The sequence below is a fragment of the Serratia sp. Tan611 genome (genome assembly GCF_905188235.1).
GTDB classification, from domain to species: domain Bacteria; phylum Pseudomonadota; class Gammaproteobacteria; order Enterobacterales; family Enterobacteriaceae; genus Serratia_B; species Serratia_B rhizosphaerae.
Window position 1 is genome coordinate 2,465,086 of the sequence record NZ_LR994655.1, and the last position, 20,039, is coordinate 2,485,124.

16 protein-coding genes, 1 pseudogene and 1 riboswitch are annotated in these 20,039 nt (G+C 58.8%); of the genes and pseudogenes, 12 read left to right on the forward strand and 5 right to left on the reverse strand.

Annotation, left to right across the window (positions count from 1 at the left end; genetic code table 11):
* The first annotated feature begins 11 nt into the window (after positions 1-11).
* The 5 genes from TAN611_RS11610 to TAN611_RS11630 are packed head-to-tail and all read left to right on the forward strand — an operon-like array spanning position 12 to position 5,032.
* Positions 12-764 carry an SDR family oxidoreductase gene (locus TAN611_RS11610; RefSeq protein ID WP_105231135.1) on the forward strand — a complete coding sequence of 251 codons (753 nt, stop codon included), beginning with the start codon at positions 12-14 and terminating at the stop codon, positions 762-764.
* 24 nt (positions 765-788) lie between these two features.
* On the forward strand, positions 789-1,619 hold the full coding sequence (locus TAN611_RS11615; protein WP_232251546.1) for an outer membrane lipoprotein-sorting protein: 831 nt from the start codon (positions 789-791) through the stop codon (positions 1,617-1,619).
* A complete protein-coding gene (locus TAN611_RS11620) occupies positions 1,616-3,016 on the forward strand; it encodes a hypothetical protein (protein WP_105231136.1) in 1,401 nt (466 codons plus the stop codon). Before TAN611_RS11615 ends, TAN611_RS11620 begins: the two co-directional genes overlap by 4 nt.
* A gap of 7 nt (positions 3,017-3,023) precedes the next feature.
* On the forward strand, positions 3,024-3,974 hold the full coding sequence (locus tag TAN611_RS11625) for an ACP S-malonyltransferase (protein ID WP_238404535.1): 951 nt from the start codon (positions 3,024-3,026) through the stop codon (positions 3,972-3,974).
* A 5-nt stretch (positions 3,975-3,979) separates the two neighbouring features.
* A complete protein-coding gene (locus tag TAN611_RS11630) occupies positions 3,980-5,032 on the forward strand; it encodes a hypothetical protein (protein ID WP_105231138.1) in 1,053 nt (350 codons plus the stop codon).
* A gap of 33 nt (positions 5,033-5,065) precedes the next feature.
* Here TAN611_RS11630 and ggt read toward each other — a convergent pair whose 3' ends face one another.
* Positions 5,066-6,739, reverse strand: coding sequence for a gamma-glutamyltransferase (gene ggt / locus TAN611_RS11635; protein WP_203067733.1), 1,674 nt, complete (start codon positions 6,737-6,739; stop codon positions 5,066-5,068).
* 156 nt (positions 6,740-6,895) lie between these two features.
* Here ggt and TAN611_RS11640 point away from each other — a divergent pair.
* Positions 6,896-7,252: pseudogene (locus TAN611_RS11640) on the forward strand (LysR substrate-binding domain-containing protein); the annotation flags it as partial.
* A gap of 259 nt (positions 7,253-7,511) precedes the next feature.
* A complete protein-coding gene (oxlT, locus tag TAN611_RS11645; protein ID WP_111737094.1) occupies positions 7,512-8,768 on the forward strand; it encodes an oxalate/formate MFS antiporter in 1,257 nt (418 codons plus the stop codon).
* 70 nt (positions 8,769-8,838) lie between these two features.
* Here oxlT and TAN611_RS11650 read toward each other — a convergent pair whose 3' ends face one another.
* Both TAN611_RS11650 and TAN611_RS11655 read right to left on the reverse strand, forming a co-directional pair.
* Positions 8,839-10,272, reverse strand: a complete 1,434-nt coding sequence (locus TAN611_RS11650; protein ID WP_111737093.1) for an NAD-dependent succinate-semialdehyde dehydrogenase — start codon at positions 10,270-10,272, stop codon at positions 8,839-8,841.
* Positions 10,273-10,291: 19 nt separating this feature from the next.
* Positions 10,292-10,975: a type 1 glutamine amidotransferase domain-containing protein gene (locus tag TAN611_RS11655; RefSeq protein WP_105231142.1), complete on the reverse strand. Its 684-nt coding sequence runs from the start codon at positions 10,973-10,975 to the stop codon at positions 10,292-10,294.
* A gap of 179 nt (positions 10,976-11,154) precedes the next feature.
* Between TAN611_RS11655 and TAN611_RS11660 the strand changes: the two genes are divergently transcribed.
* Together TAN611_RS11660 and TAN611_RS11665 are read left to right on the forward strand one after the other, a co-directional pair.
* On the forward strand, positions 11,155-11,982 hold the full coding sequence (locus TAN611_RS11660; protein WP_203067734.1) for an AraC family transcriptional regulator: 828 nt from the start codon (positions 11,155-11,157) through the stop codon (positions 11,980-11,982).
* A 129-nt stretch (positions 11,983-12,111) separates the two neighbouring features.
* The gene (locus TAN611_RS11665; protein ID WP_111737091.1) at positions 12,112-13,077 is read left to right on the forward strand and encodes a DMT family transporter; all 966 of its coding nucleotides are present in this window, start codon (positions 12,112-12,114) and stop codon (positions 13,075-13,077) included.
* A gap of 30 nt (positions 13,078-13,107) precedes the next feature.
* Here TAN611_RS11665 and fusA read toward each other — a convergent pair whose 3' ends face one another.
* Both fusA and TAN611_RS11675 read right to left on the reverse strand, forming a co-directional pair.
* Positions 13,108-15,213 (reverse strand): elongation factor G, encoded by a 2,106-nt coding sequence (fusA, locus tag TAN611_RS11670; RefSeq protein WP_111737090.1) that lies wholly within the window; start codon positions 15,211-15,213, stop codon positions 13,108-13,110.
* A gap of 662 nt (positions 15,214-15,875) precedes the next feature.
* Positions 15,876-16,394, reverse strand: a complete 519-nt coding sequence (locus TAN611_RS11675) for a DUF2778 domain-containing protein (RefSeq protein ID WP_105231147.1) — start codon at positions 16,392-16,394, stop codon at positions 15,876-15,878.
* A 252-nt stretch (positions 16,395-16,646) separates the two neighbouring features.
* Positions 16,647-16,820: riboswitch (M-box (ykoK) riboswitch) on the forward strand.
* Between the two features lie 195 nt (positions 16,821-17,015).
* Here TAN611_RS11675 and mgtS point away from each other — a divergent pair.
* From mgtS to TAN611_RS11690, 3 genes are all read left to right on the forward strand, one after another.
* Positions 17,016-17,108 (forward strand): protein MgtS, encoded by a 93-nt coding sequence (mgtS, locus tag TAN611_RS11680; protein ID WP_145961125.1) that lies wholly within the window; start codon positions 17,016-17,018, stop codon positions 17,106-17,108.
* 111 nt (positions 17,109-17,219) lie between these two features.
* Positions 17,220-17,423, forward strand: a complete 204-nt coding sequence (locus tag TAN611_RS11685) for a hypothetical protein (protein ID WP_105231148.1) — start codon at positions 17,220-17,222, stop codon at positions 17,421-17,423.
* A 156-nt stretch (positions 17,424-17,579) separates the two neighbouring features.
* Positions 17,580-20,018, forward strand: a complete 2,439-nt coding sequence (locus tag TAN611_RS11690; protein WP_203066466.1) for a DUF3772 domain-containing protein — start codon at positions 17,580-17,582, stop codon at positions 20,016-20,018.
* Positions 20,019-20,039: the final 21 nt, after the last annotated feature.

A 20,039-nucleotide genomic window follows, 5' to 3' on the forward strand; every position in this document is an offset into this window, starting at 1 on the left:
GGAGAACATGAATGACTAAAGGACAAACCGTACTGATTACCGGCGCAGGGCGCGGCATCGGCATGGCCGTGGCGGAAACGCTGGCGGCGGAAGGCTATGACCTGATCCTCAACTATCGCAAGGATCAGGGCAAAAGCGCCGCCAACCTGCAGCGCTTTCAGGCGGCGGAAACCCGCGTCAAGGTACGGTTGGCAAAGGCCGACATCGGTGAAACGCGTGATATTCAGGAGATGATGAAAAAGCTGCGGGCAGACGGCGTGGAACGCATCAATCACCTGGTGCTGAACGCCGCCGCCGCACCGTTCAAAGGTTTTATGGAGATGACGCGCAGCGACTGGAAGCTGCTGTTCAACACCAACCTGATCGGCAACACCGCCTGCGTGCAGGAAGTGGCGCCGCTGATGAAAGACGGCGGCACGATTTGCGCCATTTCCAGCATGGGCAGCCAGCGGGTGTTGCCGAAATATCCGCTCGGCATCGCCAAATCGGCGCTGGAGAATCTGGTGCGCTACCTCGAAGTGGAACTGCATCCGCGCAATATCCGCGTTAACGGCGTGTGCGCCGGCATGGTCAACACCGATATGTCGCAGTTTCTGAAAGATCTGTGGCCCTCGCTGCACGACCGATACGAGCACTTGCCGCGCCGCTGGCTGCTGGAGCCGCAGGAAGTGGCGGATATCGTCTCGTTCCTGATTTCCGATCGCTCAAGCGCAATACGCGGCACCACGCTGATCGCTGATTTGGGCATGTCGCTGGAAGCTTAACCCCTATTTACGGAAGAACAGGCCATGAGAATTTCGATTATCGCCGGCTGGCTGCTATGCGGCATGTCGCTCAGCGTATGGGCCGATGAGTCATTGCCGAAATCACTGGATCGCACCGAACTGGAGAAACTGACGCAGGAAGACCAGCGTGCGCGCGACATTATCCGCAACGCGGACCGGGTCAGGGCGCCGGAGCAACCGTTCCGCTATACCCTGACGCTGACCGAGCATCGCGGCGGGCGCGATCTTACCGAGAACCAGCAGGTGCTGGATGTTTCGATGCGTTTTTATAAACCGTCGGAACGCTATGAGAAAGGCGACGCGCGTGCGCTGGTGCGCTTTGTGTCGCCGGCGCGCGATCGCGGCAAAGCGCTGCTCTCCGATCTGGACAAGATGTGGTATTACGCCCCCGACCTGCGGCGGCCGATTCCGATATCGCGTCAGCAGCGGCTGATGGGGCAAGTCTCTAACGGCGACGTGGTGGCGGCGGACTTTGATTATTCCTACATCTCTACGCTGGTCGGTGAAGAGGCCTGCGGCGACAAAACCTGCTACAAGCTGACGCTGAAGCGCCGCTGGCCTTATGTGACTTACCCGGCGATCGACTACTGGGTGGAAAAGGACACCGGCAACCCCAGCCGGGCGGACTTTCTGTCGGCGGACGGCGTGCTGATCAAGCGCTCTTATTACCGCGATTACCAGCAGGCGCTGGGCCGCCTGCGGCCGGGCACCATCGTGGTGGAAGACGCGCTGCGCAAGGACAATTACACCACCATGCAATACAGCAATCTGGAGCTGGAGTCGCTGCCGGAGAGTAATTTCCAGAAAGAGTACCTGATGAGACTGAACGGATGAACCGCGTCAACCGGCTGCCGCTGGCGGGGCTGATGCTGCTGGCCTGTGGCGGTAACGCCTGGGCGGCGGCGGAGTGCCGGCTGCAGCGCGGTTTCGCCGGCGTGGAGGGCGTGGCGGCGCTGACGTCCGGTTCGTTATGGAAGTTCGACGACCCGGCGTTTCGCAACAACGCCATCGCCAACCTGTATCTGACGTCGGTGGCGCGCTGCACCCTCGGCGAAACGCTGAGCATCAAGGGGCAGGCCAGCGGCGCCTATACGCAGCAGGCGCGCCGGCCCGGTGAGCTGGAGGATAAACGGCAGCAGGGCGTGGCAATCCTCAACGAACTGGTGGCCAGCCTGGCGGTGCGCGATAACTTCTATCTCGATCTCGGCAAACTGCGTCATACCAGCGGCTATCTGTTCTCACGCGCGCCGCTCGATCTGCTGCGCAACGTCAGCGGCGGATTGCGCACCGCGCGGGTGTACGCCACCGGCGACAGTTGGCGCGGATTATACGATGAAGGCAGCTACGGCGCCGGCGGCACGCTGTACCGCAAAGAGGGCACCTATACGCTGGCGGTGCTGCCGCGGCTGAAGCGTTTTCCGCCGCGGCGCGAGGCAGCGTCGGAATGGGATGCGCTGCTGCGCACCAACGGCAGCGAACGCTATTACGCCAGTTACACCTCTACCGGGCTGAACACATTCAACCCGACGGTATCGCTGCTGGCGGGCCAGCAAAAAACGCTGGCGCTGGGAGCCAGCGGCAATCTGACCGATAACCTGATCCTGAGCATTGAGGGCGCCGTGTCCCACGGGGAAACCTGGCGACATCTGGACAGCCGCTACGCGCGTGACATGCGTGAGGATCTGGCGTATCGCGAAGAAGCCTACCGGATAAACGGCAAGGGCATTGAAGGGGAGATCGGCGTCGGCTTGCGTTATACCACGGCCGAACAAACGGAATTCGGCGTGGAATACTATGGCCAAAGCCAGGGGTACAGCCGCAGCGAATGGCGTAATAACACTGATACCATCAGGTTTATCAACGGAGGCTATGCCGACCGGCTGGATCCGTTCTGGCTGCCGGTGGTGCGCGACAGTTTTCAGCAATATTCACGCCTGATGGCGGCGGAAACCACCAACGTCAGCCGCGGCGGCAACCTGTTCGGCAAACACTATCTGACATTTTATACCCGTACCAACAAGGAACGGGTCGGGGAGATCGATTGGTCCGTGTCGAGCATGGCCAATCTGGTCGATTACAGCACGGTACTGAATGTGCATCTCCGCGCGCCGATGAAAAACAATATTGAATTGTACGCTGGCGCCGTCGCCAGTATTGGCCGCAGGGACAGCGAATTTGGCATCTTTGGCGAAAAAGGGAATCTGTATGCAGGTATGCGAATCAGTTGGTAATCGTTTTATGGCGTCCACGCTGGCCGAGGGCTGGATGGTGATTTTTCCGGGGCAGGGATCGCCGACGATCGGCATGGGCGGCGATGTATGCGATGTTTCACCGGGCACCCGTGCGGTGTGGGATTGCGCCAGCGATATCTCCGGTATCGACATGCGGAAACTTTGTCAGAAAGGGCCGATGACGCGGCTGACCAAAACGCTGTATCAGCAGTTGGCGGTCACCACGGTTAATACGGCGATGCTGACGCTGCTGCGCGAACGCCATACGCTGCCGGAAAGCGGCTATGCCGGCCACAGCGCCGGCGAATACAGCGCGCTGTACGCTGCCGGAGTCATGAATCTGGAAACCCTGTTCCACGCCGTCAGCCGGCGGGCCGCCATCATGCAGCAACTGGCGGAACAGCGCAAAGGGGCGATGTATGTGGTGAAACCGTACGAGTATGCGGCACTGCGGCGGCTGATCGACGAGATGCAGTTGGGCGATCGGCTGAATGTCTGCTGCGACAACGGCCGCCAGCAGCAGGTGGTCGGCGGCGAGGTGGCGGTGCTGAAAACGTTGATCAATCAGCTGGCGCGGCAGGGTGTGACCACCATCAAGCTGGCGGTTAACGGCGCCTGGCATACGCCATTGATGGCGGAAGGCGTGGCGCAGATGCGTGAAGCGCTGGCAGTGCTGCCGTTCTCCTCGCCGAGCTGCCCGGTGATTATGAACCGCAGCGGCCGGGCGGAATACGCCATCGCCCAGATTAAGGAGAACCTGGCGCATCACCTGACCGATACCGTCCGCTGGCGCGACAGTATGGATCTGTGGTCAAGCATGGGCTACCGCCGTTTTCTGGAGATCGGCAATAAAAAAATACTGGGCCATCTGTTGCATGAGCACTATGCCGCAGAAAGCGGGCATGACATTCAGCATTACTATCAGCTACAGCGCGACACGCAGCGGCAGGCAGGGTAACGCGGATGATCCCGAATTTTGATACCTTCAGCACGCGCTACCTGCGGGCGGCGCGCATTCCTGTCGTACTGGTTTCTGCGTTGCTGACCTCATCGCTGCTGCGCAATGTGATCGATATCAGCCTGTGGGAGATGCTGGCCGGGCTGGGGACGATTTGTCTGTCGATCGTCTGGAGCATGATGCGTGACGGGCGCGGCTACTGGGTTTACACGGTCTATACGATGCGGGTGTACGAAACGCCGGAGGAGATCGCACGGCGTATTGAACACCTGCCGCTGGGCGGCGCGTCTAGGCTGTTTTATCAGCCGCTTGGCGCTTCGCTGGTGACGCTGGGCGTGGTAGTGGCGCTGAGCCTGGCGGCATGGCTGTGCGGACCGCAGTACCGTTATCCGCTGATTGGTCTGTTGGGCGTGGTGCTGCTGCCGGCAGTGATGTTATGGCAGTTGTATCGTTCCATTCCCTTTTTAATCCGTCAGGCGATGATGATTCATAAAGATAAAGCAAGCCATACGCCGCGGCCGCGGCGTTTACCGGGCTGTCTGGCGGAGGATCTGCTGCTCGGGCTGCTGATCAACTTTGCCCTGGTGCTGCCCATCGGCCGTAAGGCCGAGTTCAGTCTGGCGGCCGGTTACGGCAATCCGGCGTTTATCGTCGCGTTTATGATTCTGTTGACGATAGTGATGCTGTTTATGTTCTTCTTCGCCATCCGCCCACGCCGTTATGTGCTCCTGGGCGATATGCTGATCGGCAATATTGCTGCGGACTTCGCCCCCTGCGCGCCCTGGTCGCTGACTGCCAGGCTGACGCGCCCGTGGCGGCTGGTTATCTGGCTGGTGGTGGTAGCGCTGTGGAGCGTGGCGATCTGCCTGCTTTTCCAGGCGATGGAGCTGCCGCAAAGTTTTGTGCCGTTTTATCTCTGCAGTCTGCTGCCTATCGTGCTGATTTACTGTGCCGAGCGTTATCAGGCGCTGTATGACAACTACCTTGAGGCGCAGGAGATGCGGCAGCGCTATGAAACCGTCGCGGCGGCCGTCAACGGCAAGCTGAATAAAGCGTAATGGCCACAGCCCGGCAGTTGCCGGGCTGTGCGTTTACTTGGCGACCACCAGACCGGTGCCGCGACCGCGCGGATCCGAAGCGGTTTCCGGCGTGTCGTTATTGACCCGAATCACCTGAATATCGCCCATATTCCAGCCCTGATCTTCCAGCGTATAGCCCATCGTCTTCAGCTGTGCCGCCACCTCGCCGGTTAACGGCGCGAAGCTGTCGAAGTAAATGGTGTCTTTCGGCAACAGCTGATGATGCACCCGCTGTGCCGCCACCGCCTGCTGCAGCGGCAGGTGGTAGTCATAAATATTGTTCAGCACCTGGAAAATCGAGGTGAAGATCCGCGAGCCGCCCGGCGTGCCGATCACCAGCGTCACGTTACCGTCGCGGGTGACAATGGTCGGGCTCATCGAGGAGAGCATGCGTTTGCCCGGTTCGATGGCGTTGGCATCGCTGCCGACCACGCCAAACGCATTGGCGACGCCGGGCTTGGCGCTGAAATCGTCCATTTCGTCATTCAGCAGGAAGCCGGCGCCTTTGACCACCACGCCGCTGCCAAAGTCCCAGTTCAGGGTATAGGTGTTGCTGACCGCGTTGCCGTCGGCATCCACGATGGAGAAGTGGGTGGTTTGGTGGCTCTCCAGCCCCGGCCGCACCTTCTCGGTGGCGGAGATCGCCTGCGGATTGACCTCTGCCGCACGCTGCTGCAGATAGTCAGCGGCGATCAGTTTTGCTACCGGCACGTCGCTGAAATCCGGGTCGCCCAGATAGTCGGCGCGATCGGCAAACACCCGCTTCTCAATTTCTGCCAGCAGGTGGATATAGCGCGCCGAGTTCAGCTTAACACCGATAAAGTCTGCCGCGCGGTCTTCTTTAATGCCCAGCAGCTGCGCCAGCGCGATACCGCCGGAGCTGGGCAGCGGGGCGGTATACAGGGTGTTGCCGCGCCAGCTGATTTGCATCGGTTCGCGCCACTTCACCCGGTAGTCTTTCAGATCCTGTGCGCTGATCAGCCCGCCGTCCTGTTGCATCTGCCTGAGCAGCAGGGCGGCGGTTTCCCCCTGATAGAAATCCGCCGCGCCTTTATCGGCAATTCTGGTCAACGTTTTCGCCAGCTCCGGCTGTTTAAACACTACGCCCGGCTGCATCTTGCCAAAGTAGTCGCCAAAGTTGGTTTTGCCGGCAAACAGCTTATTGGCGTCTTCACGGTATTGATACTGCTGGCCGGCGACCTTAAAGCCCTGTTGCGCATAGCCGATGGCCGGCGTCAGCAGCTCCGCCCACGGCAGCTTGCCGAATTTCTTGTGCGCCTCCCACAGCCCGAGCACCGTGCCCGGCACGCCGGCGGCCTTACTGCCGATCAGGCTGAGGTTCTCAATCACTTCGCCTTTTTCATTCAGGTACATGCCTTTGCTGGCGGCCTTTGGCGCGATTTCACGGTAATCCAGGAAGTAGGGTTTGCCGTCGACGTACAGCGTCATAAAACCGCCGCCGCCAATATTGCCGGCCTCCGGATAGGTCACCGCCAGCGTAAATGCTGTCGCTACTGCGGCATCCACCGCGTTGCCGCCGGCCTTCAGGATCTGTGCCGCCGCTTTGGCGCCGTATTCATCCGGTGCGGCGACGGCGCCGGCGGTGAGATCCGCCGCCAGCAGCGGGGTGCTGGTCGCCATGATGGCGGCGCTGAGCGTCAGGATTTTGAACAGACGAGTCTGCATAATGATTCCTTGTAGGGTAGATTCTTATTAGGTTTTTCCTTACCGGACAGCAGCCTGCAGAGCGGCGCCGCGATCGGCCTAAAGAAAGTAGCAGCAGAAACGGCAGGACGCCGGATGAAGGTCGGGTTTCGTGATATGGCGCAAATGGAAGAATGGCACGGCACGCCGCAGCATCCGCATGAGCTGATTCATCACCGCTGCATCGGCTGGCGTAAAGAGCCTGGTGCCTCTCCCTACCGCTGGGAGTTTGCCGAGCAGGGGCGTGATTTTGATGTGGCCGTCAATCCTCAGCTCACCACGAACGATATGGGCGTGATGGTGTGCACCGCCTGCGCAGGCGGCGGTATCAGCTTTGGCATGGAGGAGACCTTTCTGCCATACCTCGCACGCGGTGAGCTGGTGACGCTGCTGGATGAATGGCTACCGACTTTCCCCGGCTTCTATCTTTATTTCCCCAGCAGAAAATATTTGGCGCCGAAGCTCCGGGCGTTTATTGATCATGTGAAGATGTAATAGATTTAATTAATAGACATAGTGATATTTTTCATTAATGGAAAATAAGCACAATCTGGCTGCACTAAAATAACTCCCGCTGCACGTCCGCAGTGAGTTTATGCCGCAAATAAATAGCGCACACCTGTTGTTACCCACTGTTTAATAATGGCTTATTAATAGTGGCATGCCTGATGCATACCTCTGTGAGCACGCTTATTCAATATAACGCATCGTTGCCTGCGCCAAATAGGGCGCCTGGCCTTTTGCCGGAGGAAATATGACTACGCTTAACCTTCCCGTCGTTGTCAGCGCACGCACCAAATGGATTCAGTTATTTCTTGGGCTGGTCTGTATGGCGTCAATATCCAGCCCGCAATATGTCTGGACATTATTAACCCGTCCGCTGGCGGAGAAAATGGGCGTGGGCCTGGCGGAGCTGCAGGTGACTTTCTCGCTGCTGATTATCCTGCAAACCTTTTTCTCCCCGTTTCAGGGCAAACTGATCGACCGCTTCGGCCCGCGCCGGCTGATCGCTATCGGTACGCTGCTGTCGGGGCTGAGCTGGGTGCTGGCCTCGCAGGTCACCAACCTGACCGGGCTGTATCTGGCCTATGGCTGCCTTGGCGGGCTGGGCACCGGTATCGTGTATGTCGGCGTGGTCGGGCTGATGGTGCGTTGGTTCCCGCAGCAGCGCGGGTTCGCCGCCGGTGCGGTTGCCGCCGGCTACGGCATGGGCGCCATTCTGACCACCTTTCCGGTAGCGAACAGTCTGGCTGCGTACGGTCTTGAACACACGCTGTGGCTGTTCGGCGCTATTTTTTCGCTGGTCGGGCTGCTGGCCAGCCAGGGGCTGAAAGCGCCGCTGGACGAGGTGACAGAGCCGGCCAGCCGTTTTGTGGCGCAGTCGTCGCGCCAGTACCGCTCCGGCGAGATGCTGCGCCAGCCGCTGTTTTGGCTGATGTTTGCGATGATGGCCATGATGTCGACCTCCGGCCTGATGGTGACCTCGCAAATGGCGATATTTGCCCGTGACTTCGGCATCGCTGACGTGGTGGTGTTCGGCATGGCGGCGCTGCCGCTGGCGTTAACGCTCGACCGCTTTACCAACGGCCTGACGCGGCCGCTGTTCGGCTTTATCTCCGACCGCTACGGCCGGGAAAAAACCATGTTTATCGCGTTTGCCCTGGAAGGATGCGCGATGACTCTGTGGCTGATGTCGCGCGATAACGCCGTACTGTTTGTGCTGCTGTCCGGCGTGGTGTTTTTTGGCTGGGGCGAGATCTTTTCGCTGTTCCCGTCAACGCTGACGGATACCTTCGGCAGTCGGCATGCCACCGCCAATTACGGCTGGTTATACATGTCGCAGGGCATTGGCTCCATCCTCGGCGGGCCGCTGGCGGCGCTGATGTATCAATATACCGGCGGCTGGCATCTGGTATTCGGCTGCGCCATTGCGCTGGATTTTATCACCGCCGGCCTGGCGCTGTGGGTGCTGCAGCCGTGGCGCCGTCGTTTTATGCAGCGGCAGGCGTGACGGAAAACGGGGATAAAAAAAACCGGTTAGCGTTCGCTAACCGGTTGTGTATCGCACGGGCGAGGGTAAATTAACGGCCAGCGACGGTGACGAAGCGGGTTTCCAGATAGGCTTCGATCGCTTCGCTGCCGCCTTCGGTGCCGTGGCCGGAGTCTTTCACGCCGCCGAACGGCGTTTCCGGCAGGCCGAAGCCGATATGGTTAATGGTCAGCATACCGCTTTCGACATCGCGACCCAGCGCGTTGACGGTGGCGATGTTGCGGCTGTAGGCATACGCCGCCAGGCCGTAAGGCAGGCGGTTGGCTTCAGCGATGGCTTCGTCATAGTCGTTGAACGGACGCAGCAGCGCCACCGGGCCAAACGGCTCTTCCGACATGGCGCGCGCGTTCAGCGGCACGTCGCGCAGTACGGTCGGCGCAAAGAAATTACCGTTGCCGGCCAGACGCTTCCCGCCGGTGGTGAGCTTGGCGCCCGTGGCAATCGCGTCCTCAACAAAGGTCTCAATCGCGTCGACGCTGCGGCCCAGCACCATTGGTCCCATGGTGACGCCGTCCTCCTGGCCGTTGCCCACCACCAGTTTATTCACTTCGGCGGTAAACTTCTCAACGAAGGCTTCGTAAACGCCCTGTTGGATCAGGAAACGGGTCGGGGCGATGCACACCTGCCCGGCGTTGCGGAACTTGGAGGCCGCCAGCTCTTTGGCCGCGGCATCCAGATCGGCATCGTCGAAAATCAGCACCGGCGCGTGACCGCCCAGCTCCATGGTGGCTTTTTTCATATGCTGGCCGGCCAGCGCCGCCAGATGTTTACCGACACGGGTGGAACCGGTGAAGGAAATTTTACGGATGGTCGGATGCGGGATCAGGTATTCGGAGATCTCCGCCGGCGTGCCGTACACCAGGCCGATAACGCCGGCCGGAATGCCGGCGTCGACGAAGGCCTGAATCAGCGCGGCCGGCGAGGCAGGGGTCTCTTCCGGGCCTTTGACAATGATCGAGCAGCCGGCCGCCAGCGCGGCGGACAGCTTGCGCACGATCTGGTTAATCGGGAAGTTCCACGGCGTGAAGGCGGCCACCGGGCCGACCGGCAGCTTCAGCGTCTGCTGCTGAACGTCCTGCTGGCGCGACGGAATGATCTGGCCGTAAGTGCGGCTGGCTTCGCCGGCGAACCAGTCGATCACGTCGGCGGCGCCGAGGATCTCGGCTTTTGCCTGCGCTACCGGCTTGCCTTGCTCTGCGGTCATCACTTTGGCGATATCACCGGCGCGTTCACGCAGCAGCACCGCCGCCTGACGCATAATGGCGGCGCGGCGGTGGGCGGAGGTTTCACGCCACAGCTTAAAACCGCGCTCGGTGGCGGCCAGTGCCAGCTCCAGATCGGCTTCGCCGGCGTGCGCCACCTGGCCGATAACGGCATCGGTGGCCGGGTTGGTGACGGTCAGGGTTTTACCGGCGACGGCGTCGCGCCATTCACCATCGATAAATAATTGCGTATTTGGGTACATATGGCCTCTTTTTAATGTCTTACTTCTGATTCAACAGCGCCAGCAGCGCTTTGGCGGTGGCCGCCGAGGAAGCGGGGTTCTGGCCGGTCACCAGCAGGTCGTCGGTGATCACGTACGATGCCCAGTCCTCGCCTTTGCTATAGCGGCCGCCATTTTGTTTCAACACCTCTTCAACCAGGAACGGAACGACGTCAGTCAGACCGACCGCATCCTCTTCGCTGTTGCTGAAGCCGGTGACGGACTTGCCTTTCACCCACGGCTGACCGCGGGAATCCTTGACATGGCGCAGCACGCCCGGCGCATGGCACACGGTGGCCACCGGCTTGCCGTGCGCCAGCGTCTCCTGGATCAGCGCGATGGAGTGGTGGTCTTCGGCCAAATCCCACAATGGCCCGTGACCTCCCGGATAGAATACCGCATCAAATTCCTGCGGCACGATCTGCGCCAGTTTCCGGGTGGAAGAGAGCGCCGCTACCGCCGGCGCGTCGTTGACAAAACGGCGGGTATCGGCGGTTTGCGATTCCTCTTCATTACTCTTCGGGTCCAGCGGCGGCTGTCCGCCGGCCGGCGAAGCCAGCACCAGCTGCACGCCGGCATCCTTGAAGATATAATAGGGCGCGGCAAACTCTTCCAGCCAGAAGCCGGTTTTTTTGCCGGTATCGCCCAGTTGGTCATGCGATGTGAGCACCATTAGAATTTTCATCATGGGTTCCTTCAGTGGGATTAGACCAGTCGTCTAGAGTGGCATGTTCGCCAGGCTAATTCTAGCCCAGTGTGGTTTTTCGCTCCGGCAACGCACAGGATGTGAACGTACTACTCAAAAACCAGGCAATTCTTTACTATGATCGCTACAGGATTTTTTTGCCAACAGGATGCTCTGATATGCAAGGCGTACCCGACAGATTCCCCGATAAAAAAGATCATGCCCATTTTCGCCATCTGTCGCAGCATGCCGGGGTAGAGCTTTATCATGCCTATATCGATCGCTACGCCTTCGCGCCCCATACGCATGATGCCTTCGGCATTGGCACCGTGGTGCAGGGCGCGGAGCGTTTTCGCTATCAGGGTGCGCAGCATCTGGCGGCGCCCGGCTCGCTGGTGCTGATGAATCCCGATGAACTGCATACCGGCGAATCCGCCAGCGACGGCGGCTGGCATTACCGCATGATCTATCTGGAACCGGCCACGCTGGCGCAAATCAGCGGCGAGGCGGACATGTGGTTCAGCGATGCGGTACGTCACGATCCGCAGGCTTCTCAGCGCATTGCCGTGACGCTGAGCGCGCTGTGGCGGACAGACGATCCGCTGGCGCAGGACGGCCTGCTGCTGGATATCGTCGATACGTTCCGCCCCCACGCGCGGCTTGCGCGGCCGACGCGTTCTGAAACCGCCCACCGTTTCGCGGTGGTGAGGGAATATCTGTGGGACAACTACGCCCAACCGGTGACGCTGGCGCAGCTGGCCGCGCTGGTGATGCTCAGCCCGTTCCACTTTCAACGTAAATTCAAGGCGGAATTCCACGTAACGCCGCACCAGATGCTGATGGCGATCCGCCTGTATCGTGCCAAACAGCTGCTGACGCAGGGGTTGCCGGCTGCACAGGTCGCAGCGGCGGTGGGGCTGAGCGATCAGGCGCACCTGACACGTGCCTTCGCCGGCCGTTACGGCGTCACTCCCGCCGGTTATCAAAAACAGGTATTCTCTGCCTGATAACTTTTAAAACAGCAATTTGCTACAAGCCAGCCATGCCTAATTGCGTTAGATTGGCACCCATTACCGGTTATTCGCACACTGCCAGAGCGTTATCGTATGCGCTCTGGCTCTTTTTATGGAGTCACCATGTTTTTAGGGATTATGTTTGCGCTGTCTGCCGGGCTGATGTGGGGGCTGATTTTCGTCGGGCCGCTGATCGTGCCGGATTACCCTGCAGCGCTGCAGTCCACCGGTCGCTATCTGGCGTTTGGCCTGATCGCGCTGCCGCTGGCCTGGCTCGATCGCCAGCGGCTGAAAAAGCTGCGGCGTCAGGACTGGCTGGAAGCGCTGAAGTTTACCGCCATCGGTAACCTGTTGTATTACGTGTGTCTGGCCAGTGCCATCCAACGCACCGGCGCGCCGATTTCCACCATGATTATCGGCACCTTGCCGGTGGTGATGTCGGTCACCGCCAACCTGTGTTACGGCCGTCATGAAGGGCGGCTCTCCTGGCGACGGTTGACGCCGGCGTTGCTGCTTATCGCCTTGGGGCTGGTGCTGGTCAATGTCGCGGAACTGCGCAGCAGCACGGTGCCTGTGGATCTCTGGCGCTACGTCAGCGGTCTGGCGCTGGCGCTGCTGGCGGTAGCCTGCTGGACCTGGTATCCGCTGCGCAATGCGCGCTGGCTGCGCGAACATCCGCAGCTGCGGCCGACCACTTGGGCGACGGCAATGGGGGTAGCGACGTTGCCACTGTCGCTGGTCGGTTATCTGCTGGTCTGTGGTCAGCTGGCGCTGACACAGCCTGAGTTTGCCTTGCCGTTCGGCCCCAGACCGTGGGTGTTTGTCGCTTTGATGGTCGTGCTCGGGATTTTTTGCTCGTGGATCGGCACGCTGTGCTGGAACGAAGCCAGCCAGCGTTTACCGACGGTGCTGGTCGGGCCGCTGATCGTGTTCGAGATTCTGGCGGGGTTGGCCTACACGTTTATTCTGCGCCAGAGCTGGCCACCGCTGCTGACCAGTGCCGGCATCGCCTGTCTGATGATCGGGGTGATTTACGCCATGCGCATCCGGCCGGAGCCGGTAGTGGTCTCGCTGGACAGCAAGGCGTAATGTCTGCCGCCGACGGCGGCAGACAGGGGGTTAACGCGCGCGTTGGCTGATGATCTCATCGGCCACATTGCGCGGCGCTTCCGCGTAGTGGCTGAACTCCATGGTAAAGGTGGCGCGCCCCTGCGTCATTGAACGCAGGGTGGTGGAGTAGCCGAACATCTCGGACAGCGGCACTTTGGCATGGATCTCCTTACCGCCGCCGCCGGCGATATCCTCCATGCCCTGCAACTGACCGCGGCGGGATGACAGATCGCCCATCACGCCGCCGGCATACTCTTCCGGCGTCTCTATTTCCACCTTCATAATCGGCTCCAGGATCACCGGGTTCGCCTGACGGCAGGCCTCTTTAAAGCCGAAAATCGCCGCCATGCGAAACGCCTGCTCCGAAGAGTCGACGTCGTGGTAAGAGCCGAAGGTCAGGTGCACCTTGACGTCCACCACCGGGAAACCGGCCAGAATGCCGTTGTTCAGCGCCTCCTGAACGCCTTTTTTCACCGCCGGGATATATTCCCCCGGCACCACGCCGCCTTTGATCTCATCGAAAAACTCGAAGCCTTTGCCGGCTTCGTTCGGTTCGACCGTTAACACCACGTGACCGTATTGGCCTTTACCGCCGGACTGGCGCACGAATTTGCCTTCCACATCGCTCACTTTGCTGCGGATGGTTTCGCGGTACGACACCTGCGGCTTGCCGGTGTTGGTGTCCACGCCGAATTCGCGCCGCATGCGGTCGACGATGATTTCCAGATGCAGTTCGCCCATACCGTAAATAATGGTCTGACCGGACTCCTCATCGGTACGTACCCGAAACGACGGATCTTCGGAAGAGAGGCGCTGCAGCGCAATGCCCATCTTCTCCTGGTCGGCTTTGGTTTTCGGTTCGATCGCCTGGGCGATCACCGGCTCCGGAAACACCATACGCTCCAGCGTGATAATCGCGTTGGGATCGCACAGCGTATCGCCGGTGGTGACGTCCTTCAGCCCGACGCAGGCGGCGATATCGCCGGCGTGCAGCTCATCGACGTCTTTGCGGTCGTTGGCGTGCATCTGCACGATGCGGCCGATGCGCTCTTTCTTGCCTTTCACCGGGTTGTAGACGCTGCTGCCTTTCGCCAGCACGCCGGAGTAGACGCGCACAAACGTCAGTTGGCCGACGAACGGATCGGTCATCAGTTTGAACGCCAGCGCCGAGAATTTTTCCTCATCGTCGGCATGGCGCACCACGATCCGATCATCCTCATCGTGGCCTTCCATCGGCGGTACGTCGAGCGGCGAGGGCATCAATTCTATTACCGCGTCCAGCATGCGCTGCACGCCTTTATTGCGGAACGCCGAACCGCACAGCATGGGTTGAATTTCGCCGGCGATGGTGCGCGCGCGCAGGCCGGCGGTAATCTCCGCCTCGCTCAGCGCTTCGCCGGCCAGGTATTTCTCCATCAGCGCTTCTGAGCCTTCGGCGGCGGCTTCCACCATTTTCTCCCGCCATTCGTCGGCCTCGGCCTGCAGCTCGACGGGAATGGCCTCAAAGCGGAAGGTCATGCCCTGGCTGGCGTCGTCCCACAAAATGGCCTGCATACGGATGAGATCCACCACGCCGCTGAAGTTATCTTCAGCGCCGATCGGAATGACAATCGGCACCGGGTTGGCCTTCAGGCGGTCGATCATCATCTGCCGCACGCGGAAAAAGTTGGCGCCGACGCGATCCATCTTGTTGACGAATGCCAGCCGCGGCACATGATATTTATTGGCCTGCCGCCAGACGGTTTCCGACTGCGGCTGAACGCCGCCCACCGAGTCATAGACCATCACCGCGCCGTCGAGCACGCGCATCGAGCGCTCGACCTCAATGGTAAAATCGACGTGTCCCGGGGTGTCGATAATATTGATGCGGTGCTGCGGATAATTATGTTCCATGCCGTTCCAAAAGCAGGTGGTCGCCGCCGAGGTGATGGTGATCCCGCGCTCCTGTTCCTGTGCCATCCAGTCCATCGTTGCTGCGCCGTCGTGCACTTCGCCCAACTTGTGACTGACCCCGGTGTAAAACAGAATCCGCTCGGTGGTGGTAGTTTTGCCGGCATCGATATGTGCCGAGATGCCGATATTGCGGTAACGTTCGATAGGGGTAGTGCGTGCCATAATTAACCTTGCTTAGCCGTGTGGCGTTTGACTCGGCGCCGCTGCGGGCGCCATATACCCGTTAATGAAAGGGCGCCCCGGCGTGGGGCGCTCATACCGTATCCGGCGCTGTTGCTGCCGGATGCTCCTTAATCGTAGTTTACCCCGGTGATTTTATTAACCTATGGCTGCGATAGGCGTAGCTTTTCAATATGTTGATTTTATTGTTATTGCTTTTACCCCGGAAGTGACAGGATGAGGCAGGTAACACCCGCAGGCCTGAGAGTGGCGATCGGCGCGTGGTGGCCGGTATAATCTAGCGTGAATATGAACACGCCCGGGCGTAGTTTCCCCGGGCGCTCGGATGGAAAACGGCCGGTGTTAACCGGCCATGATTTAATTTGACGGGGTAATTGTTTTTTTCAATCGCCGGGCTAACATGAAGATCAACTTGCAACACACTATTGATATAAGAACATTTAAAGCAAATGCAATTAATAGCGCTGCAAGATCATATGGCTCTGGATATCCACCGATAATATCCGTTATATATATTGCAGTATCCAATGACATGATATGACTCATGTTTACTCTAATGAAATAGTAATATGGTAACCACGCACCCATAATTATCATTAGTACGATGAAAACAGCTATCTTTGCCAGTATTAAAAATGACTTTTTCATCCGTTTACCTTGCATTCTCCGTGGCTAATCACATCAATCATACCATAAGCACGAAATCTCGTATTTCTGACGGGGACTGTCTTAGTTCTAAGCAACGCGGTACGAATTGCAGCAAAATCCGAGTGGTGTTTTAACGTAATGCAGCCAAGGGACAGAGTGCCCGGATGTAGTCTAAAGTTTCCTCGCCTAACCCCGTTTATCCATGTGTAATCGTCTATCGAACCATCGTCCCTGAATAGTCCGAACCAGTCATTTTTACTCGTTGGCACGTTATATAAGTGACGGTTTACCACGTCACTAAACCACGTCTTTATTGGCTCCCTGACGCCCCCAGAGGGGCGATCCACAATCCAGTATTTCCCCGCCGGGATTGGGCCGTTGTCGGGGATTGCTTCGCACCCCGGCGCGTTCCGGTAATTCCCGTTGCCGGAGAAGGCGAGAAACGTACCGATACCATAAAGAGTCAGCGGTGAATAATCCGCATCATTAACTATAAATTTTCCGTATAGTGCCATATTTTCTATCCATGATTGATATAAAAAACGCTGTTCCTGCGAACGGACAACATAAACCGTGGCATAAATTTTTTAATTAGCGGTTTGCATCTTTTATAGCAAAATAGGAGATTACCTGATTTTTTGTAGCCAAACACCGAAAGAGGAGCGGTGAGTCAGGCGTTAGCGGCGGTTATTAAACATCGCCTAAACAAAAGGCATATTTATCGGCAACATAAATCAATCCTGCTTATAATCCCCGCGACGTTTATAGCGATATCTCGTTTGGCGAGGCTCCTATACAAACACAGGTTACTGATCTGACGACATCGAGAGATGCCCAAGGTTAAGACAGGCTTGATCGGATTAAGGTTTAGCCCAAGGTAACTTCTGATATTTCATTCAGATACGTTGTATAGTGCTAAAACCTGGACGCGGAGATAGGCTTCCTGCACTCCCTCTTTGGTTACTCTCCTGACGACCCGCCGCATAAACAGCGTAGCGGGGCGGTTTTTTTGCCATCAAACCACCAGCACCGCACATCTGAAACGGCAACTTATGCCATCAAGGATAGGGAGGTTGAAACTCTTAATGCGACGACGCGAGGTCACTATCGAAAACACTTAACTTGAGGATATGAAAATGGGAAACATGACGGTATTTCTCGGCTTTCTGGGCCTGATCAGCACCTTGGGACTGCTGGCAGCCTATATGAGCATCAAATGGGACGACTAAATGAATCTTAACGATCCACCCAGTCAGCTCCTCCCCGCAATCACACTGCGTATTACGGGGAGGAGATCGTAACGACCTAACCTGGATGCGGTTGCACAGTGTGTTGCTATCATGATTATTTCAATTTTTGTTTTGCTATATGCCATCCTGATGATCTCCGTCGGCATCAATGAGATCTACTTTTCCTCCACCGGTGAATCCGAATTCTTTATCAGCCTGCTGCTGACTTTCTCCGGCACTCTGGTGCTGCTGGGCGTAATATGGCGCTTTGTCGGCCGGCGCGGTGAACGAAAACGCCATAAATCGCAGCGCTGACGGCCTGCGTTACCGCTCTGCGCACAGCGCGCAGGATTCCGATGTTCTGCCTATCATTAAGCAGCTATCATAATCTCGGTTTATTGTTATAGACGGGATAGCCCGGCTGTCTCATCTGTTTTATCTATCTATCAACTATGTTGGGCATCGAGATTTATGATAAGGCCGTTACAGATCGTTCTGTTGCTACTGGTGCTGTTCGGGCTGCCGCTGTCGCCGCACAGCGGCTATGCCGCCGAAGAGGCGCAGCCTGCCGAGCGGGCCGAACTGAGCCAGCAGGATATTGCCGCAGCGCTGAAAAACTATCAAAAAGAGCTGGACGATATTAAGCAACAGGTTTCCAAAGCCACCACCGATAACCAACTGAGCAAACTGCAGGAGCGTACGCAGCAGCTGGCGGGCAATACCGAACAGTTTCTGACCGACCTGCAGCCGATGCAGGAGAAGCTGAAAGGGCAGCTGGATGTGCTCGGCCCGCCGCCGGCGCCGGGTGCGCAGGCGGAAACCGCCGCGGTGGCGCAACAGCGTAACAGTCTGAACAATAGTAAAAAGCTGCTGGATGATTCGGTAAAACGTTCGCAGGCCATTCGCGGCAGCGCCCATGAGCTGACGCAGCAGATCGGCGATTTACGCCGCGTGGCGTTCAAGTCCCAACTGGCGCTGAATTCCGGCAGCGTGCTCAGCCTGTCGTTCTGGACACCGGTGATTGCGCCGCAGCCGCAGGACAAACAGCGCCTGACGGAGTTCGCCGCTGAACTGCGCGCCGTCTGGGACGCCAGCTGGCAGGCGCCGTGGCGTTACGGCACCGCTGGCCTGCTGCTGTTGGCCGGGGTGATCTGGTCGCTGGGACGCTATTTCTCCGAACAGGCGCTCGCCTGGTTCAGCATCCGCTATCTGCCGGACGGCCGCCTGCGCCGCAGCTTTACCGCACTCGGCACCGCGCTGATTACGCTGTGCACCACCGCGCTGGCGCTTAATCTGTTGTATCAGGCGTTCACCCGCGCGACCGAACTGTCATCGATGCTGCAGGACTTTGCCGACGGTTTCACCCGTCTGGGCATCTTCTGCGCGCTGATCGCCGGTCTGGGAAGGGCATTTTTGTCCAACCGTCGTCCCTCCTGGCGTCTGCCTGCCATTGACGACACCATCGCCGCCGGCCTGCGTAACTTCTCGCCGCTGCTGGCGGCGCTGGTGCTGGCGTTTGGCACGGTCGAACTGATTAACAACGTGATTGGTGCCAGCCTTGGCTCCACCATTTTCAGCAACGGCCTGCTGGCTGCGCTGATGGCGCTGGTGCTGTTGGCAATAACGCTGCGCGCCCATCGTCTGCGCCAGCGCAGCGAACGGCAGGGCGAACAGCTGGAAAAACGCTCGATGATCGGCGGACTGGCGCAGCTCGCCACGCTGCTGGTGTCGTTAGTGGTGCTGCTGGCGCTGCTCATCGGTTATATCTCGTTTGCCCGTTTCCTGATTTATCAGGCGATCTGGACGACGCTGGTGCTGATGGCGTTCTATTTCCTGATTCAGTTCTCCACCGACGTCTGGAGCGCCATTTTCTCGTCGCATACCGCCAGCGGCCGTTCGCTGATGCGCTCGCTCGGCCTTGGCGAGCGCCATCTGGAACAGCTGACCATCGTCTTTACCGCCGCCTTTAAGTGCGGGCTGTTGCTGCTGATGATCGTGGCGCTGCTCAACGGCACCTTCGGCACCACCACGCCGAACTCGCTGCTGGAAAAAATCGTCGCCATTCTCAGCGGCGAAGGGCTGAAAAAGCTGCATATCGTGCCCGGCAATCTGATTAACGCGCTGATTTGCCTGCTGATAGGCGGCTATATTCTGCGCGCCAGCAGCCGCTGGCTGAATAACGAACTGCTGCCGAAAACCATCAACGACGTCGGCATCCGCGCCTCGCTGGTGACGTTGTTCACCAACGTCGGCTATGTGCTGCTGATTCTGATCACGCTGGCCGCGCTGGGCATCCAGTGGAATAACCTGGCCTGGATCGTCAGTGCGCTGTCGGTGGGTATCGGTTTCGGCCTACAGGAGATTGTGAAGAACTTCATTTCCGGCCTGATACTGCTGACCGAACGGCCGGTGAAAGTGGGGGATATGATCGGCATCGGCGGCGTGGAAGGGGACGTGCGGCGTATCAACGTGCGCGCTACCGAGATCCAGCTCAGCGACCGTTCCACCATGATCGTGCCGAACTCGCAGCTGATTTCGCAAAACGTGCGTAACGCCACCATGGGCAACGCGCAGGGGGTGGTGACCATCGCGCTGACCTTCCCGACCGAGATCGACCCCGAGCAGGTGCGCAACCTGCTGCTGACCGCCTACCAGGAATATGAGGCGATTCAGGAGTCGCCGGCGCCTTATGTGCGCTTCAGCCAGCTCGGCCCGGAGGGCATTATCCTCAGCGTTACCGGCTATGTCGCCAGCCCGCGCATGGTCGGCGCCACCAAAAGCGAGCTGCTGTTCAATATCCTCAAGCTGCTGCGTCAGGAGCAGGTGCATCTCTCCAGTCCGCAGGAGGTGGTGGTCATGAGGCAGCGCCAGCAGCAGCTGACGGAGGATGAGGAGGAACAACGCTCCTGATCTCTGCGCCGGCCCCGCCAC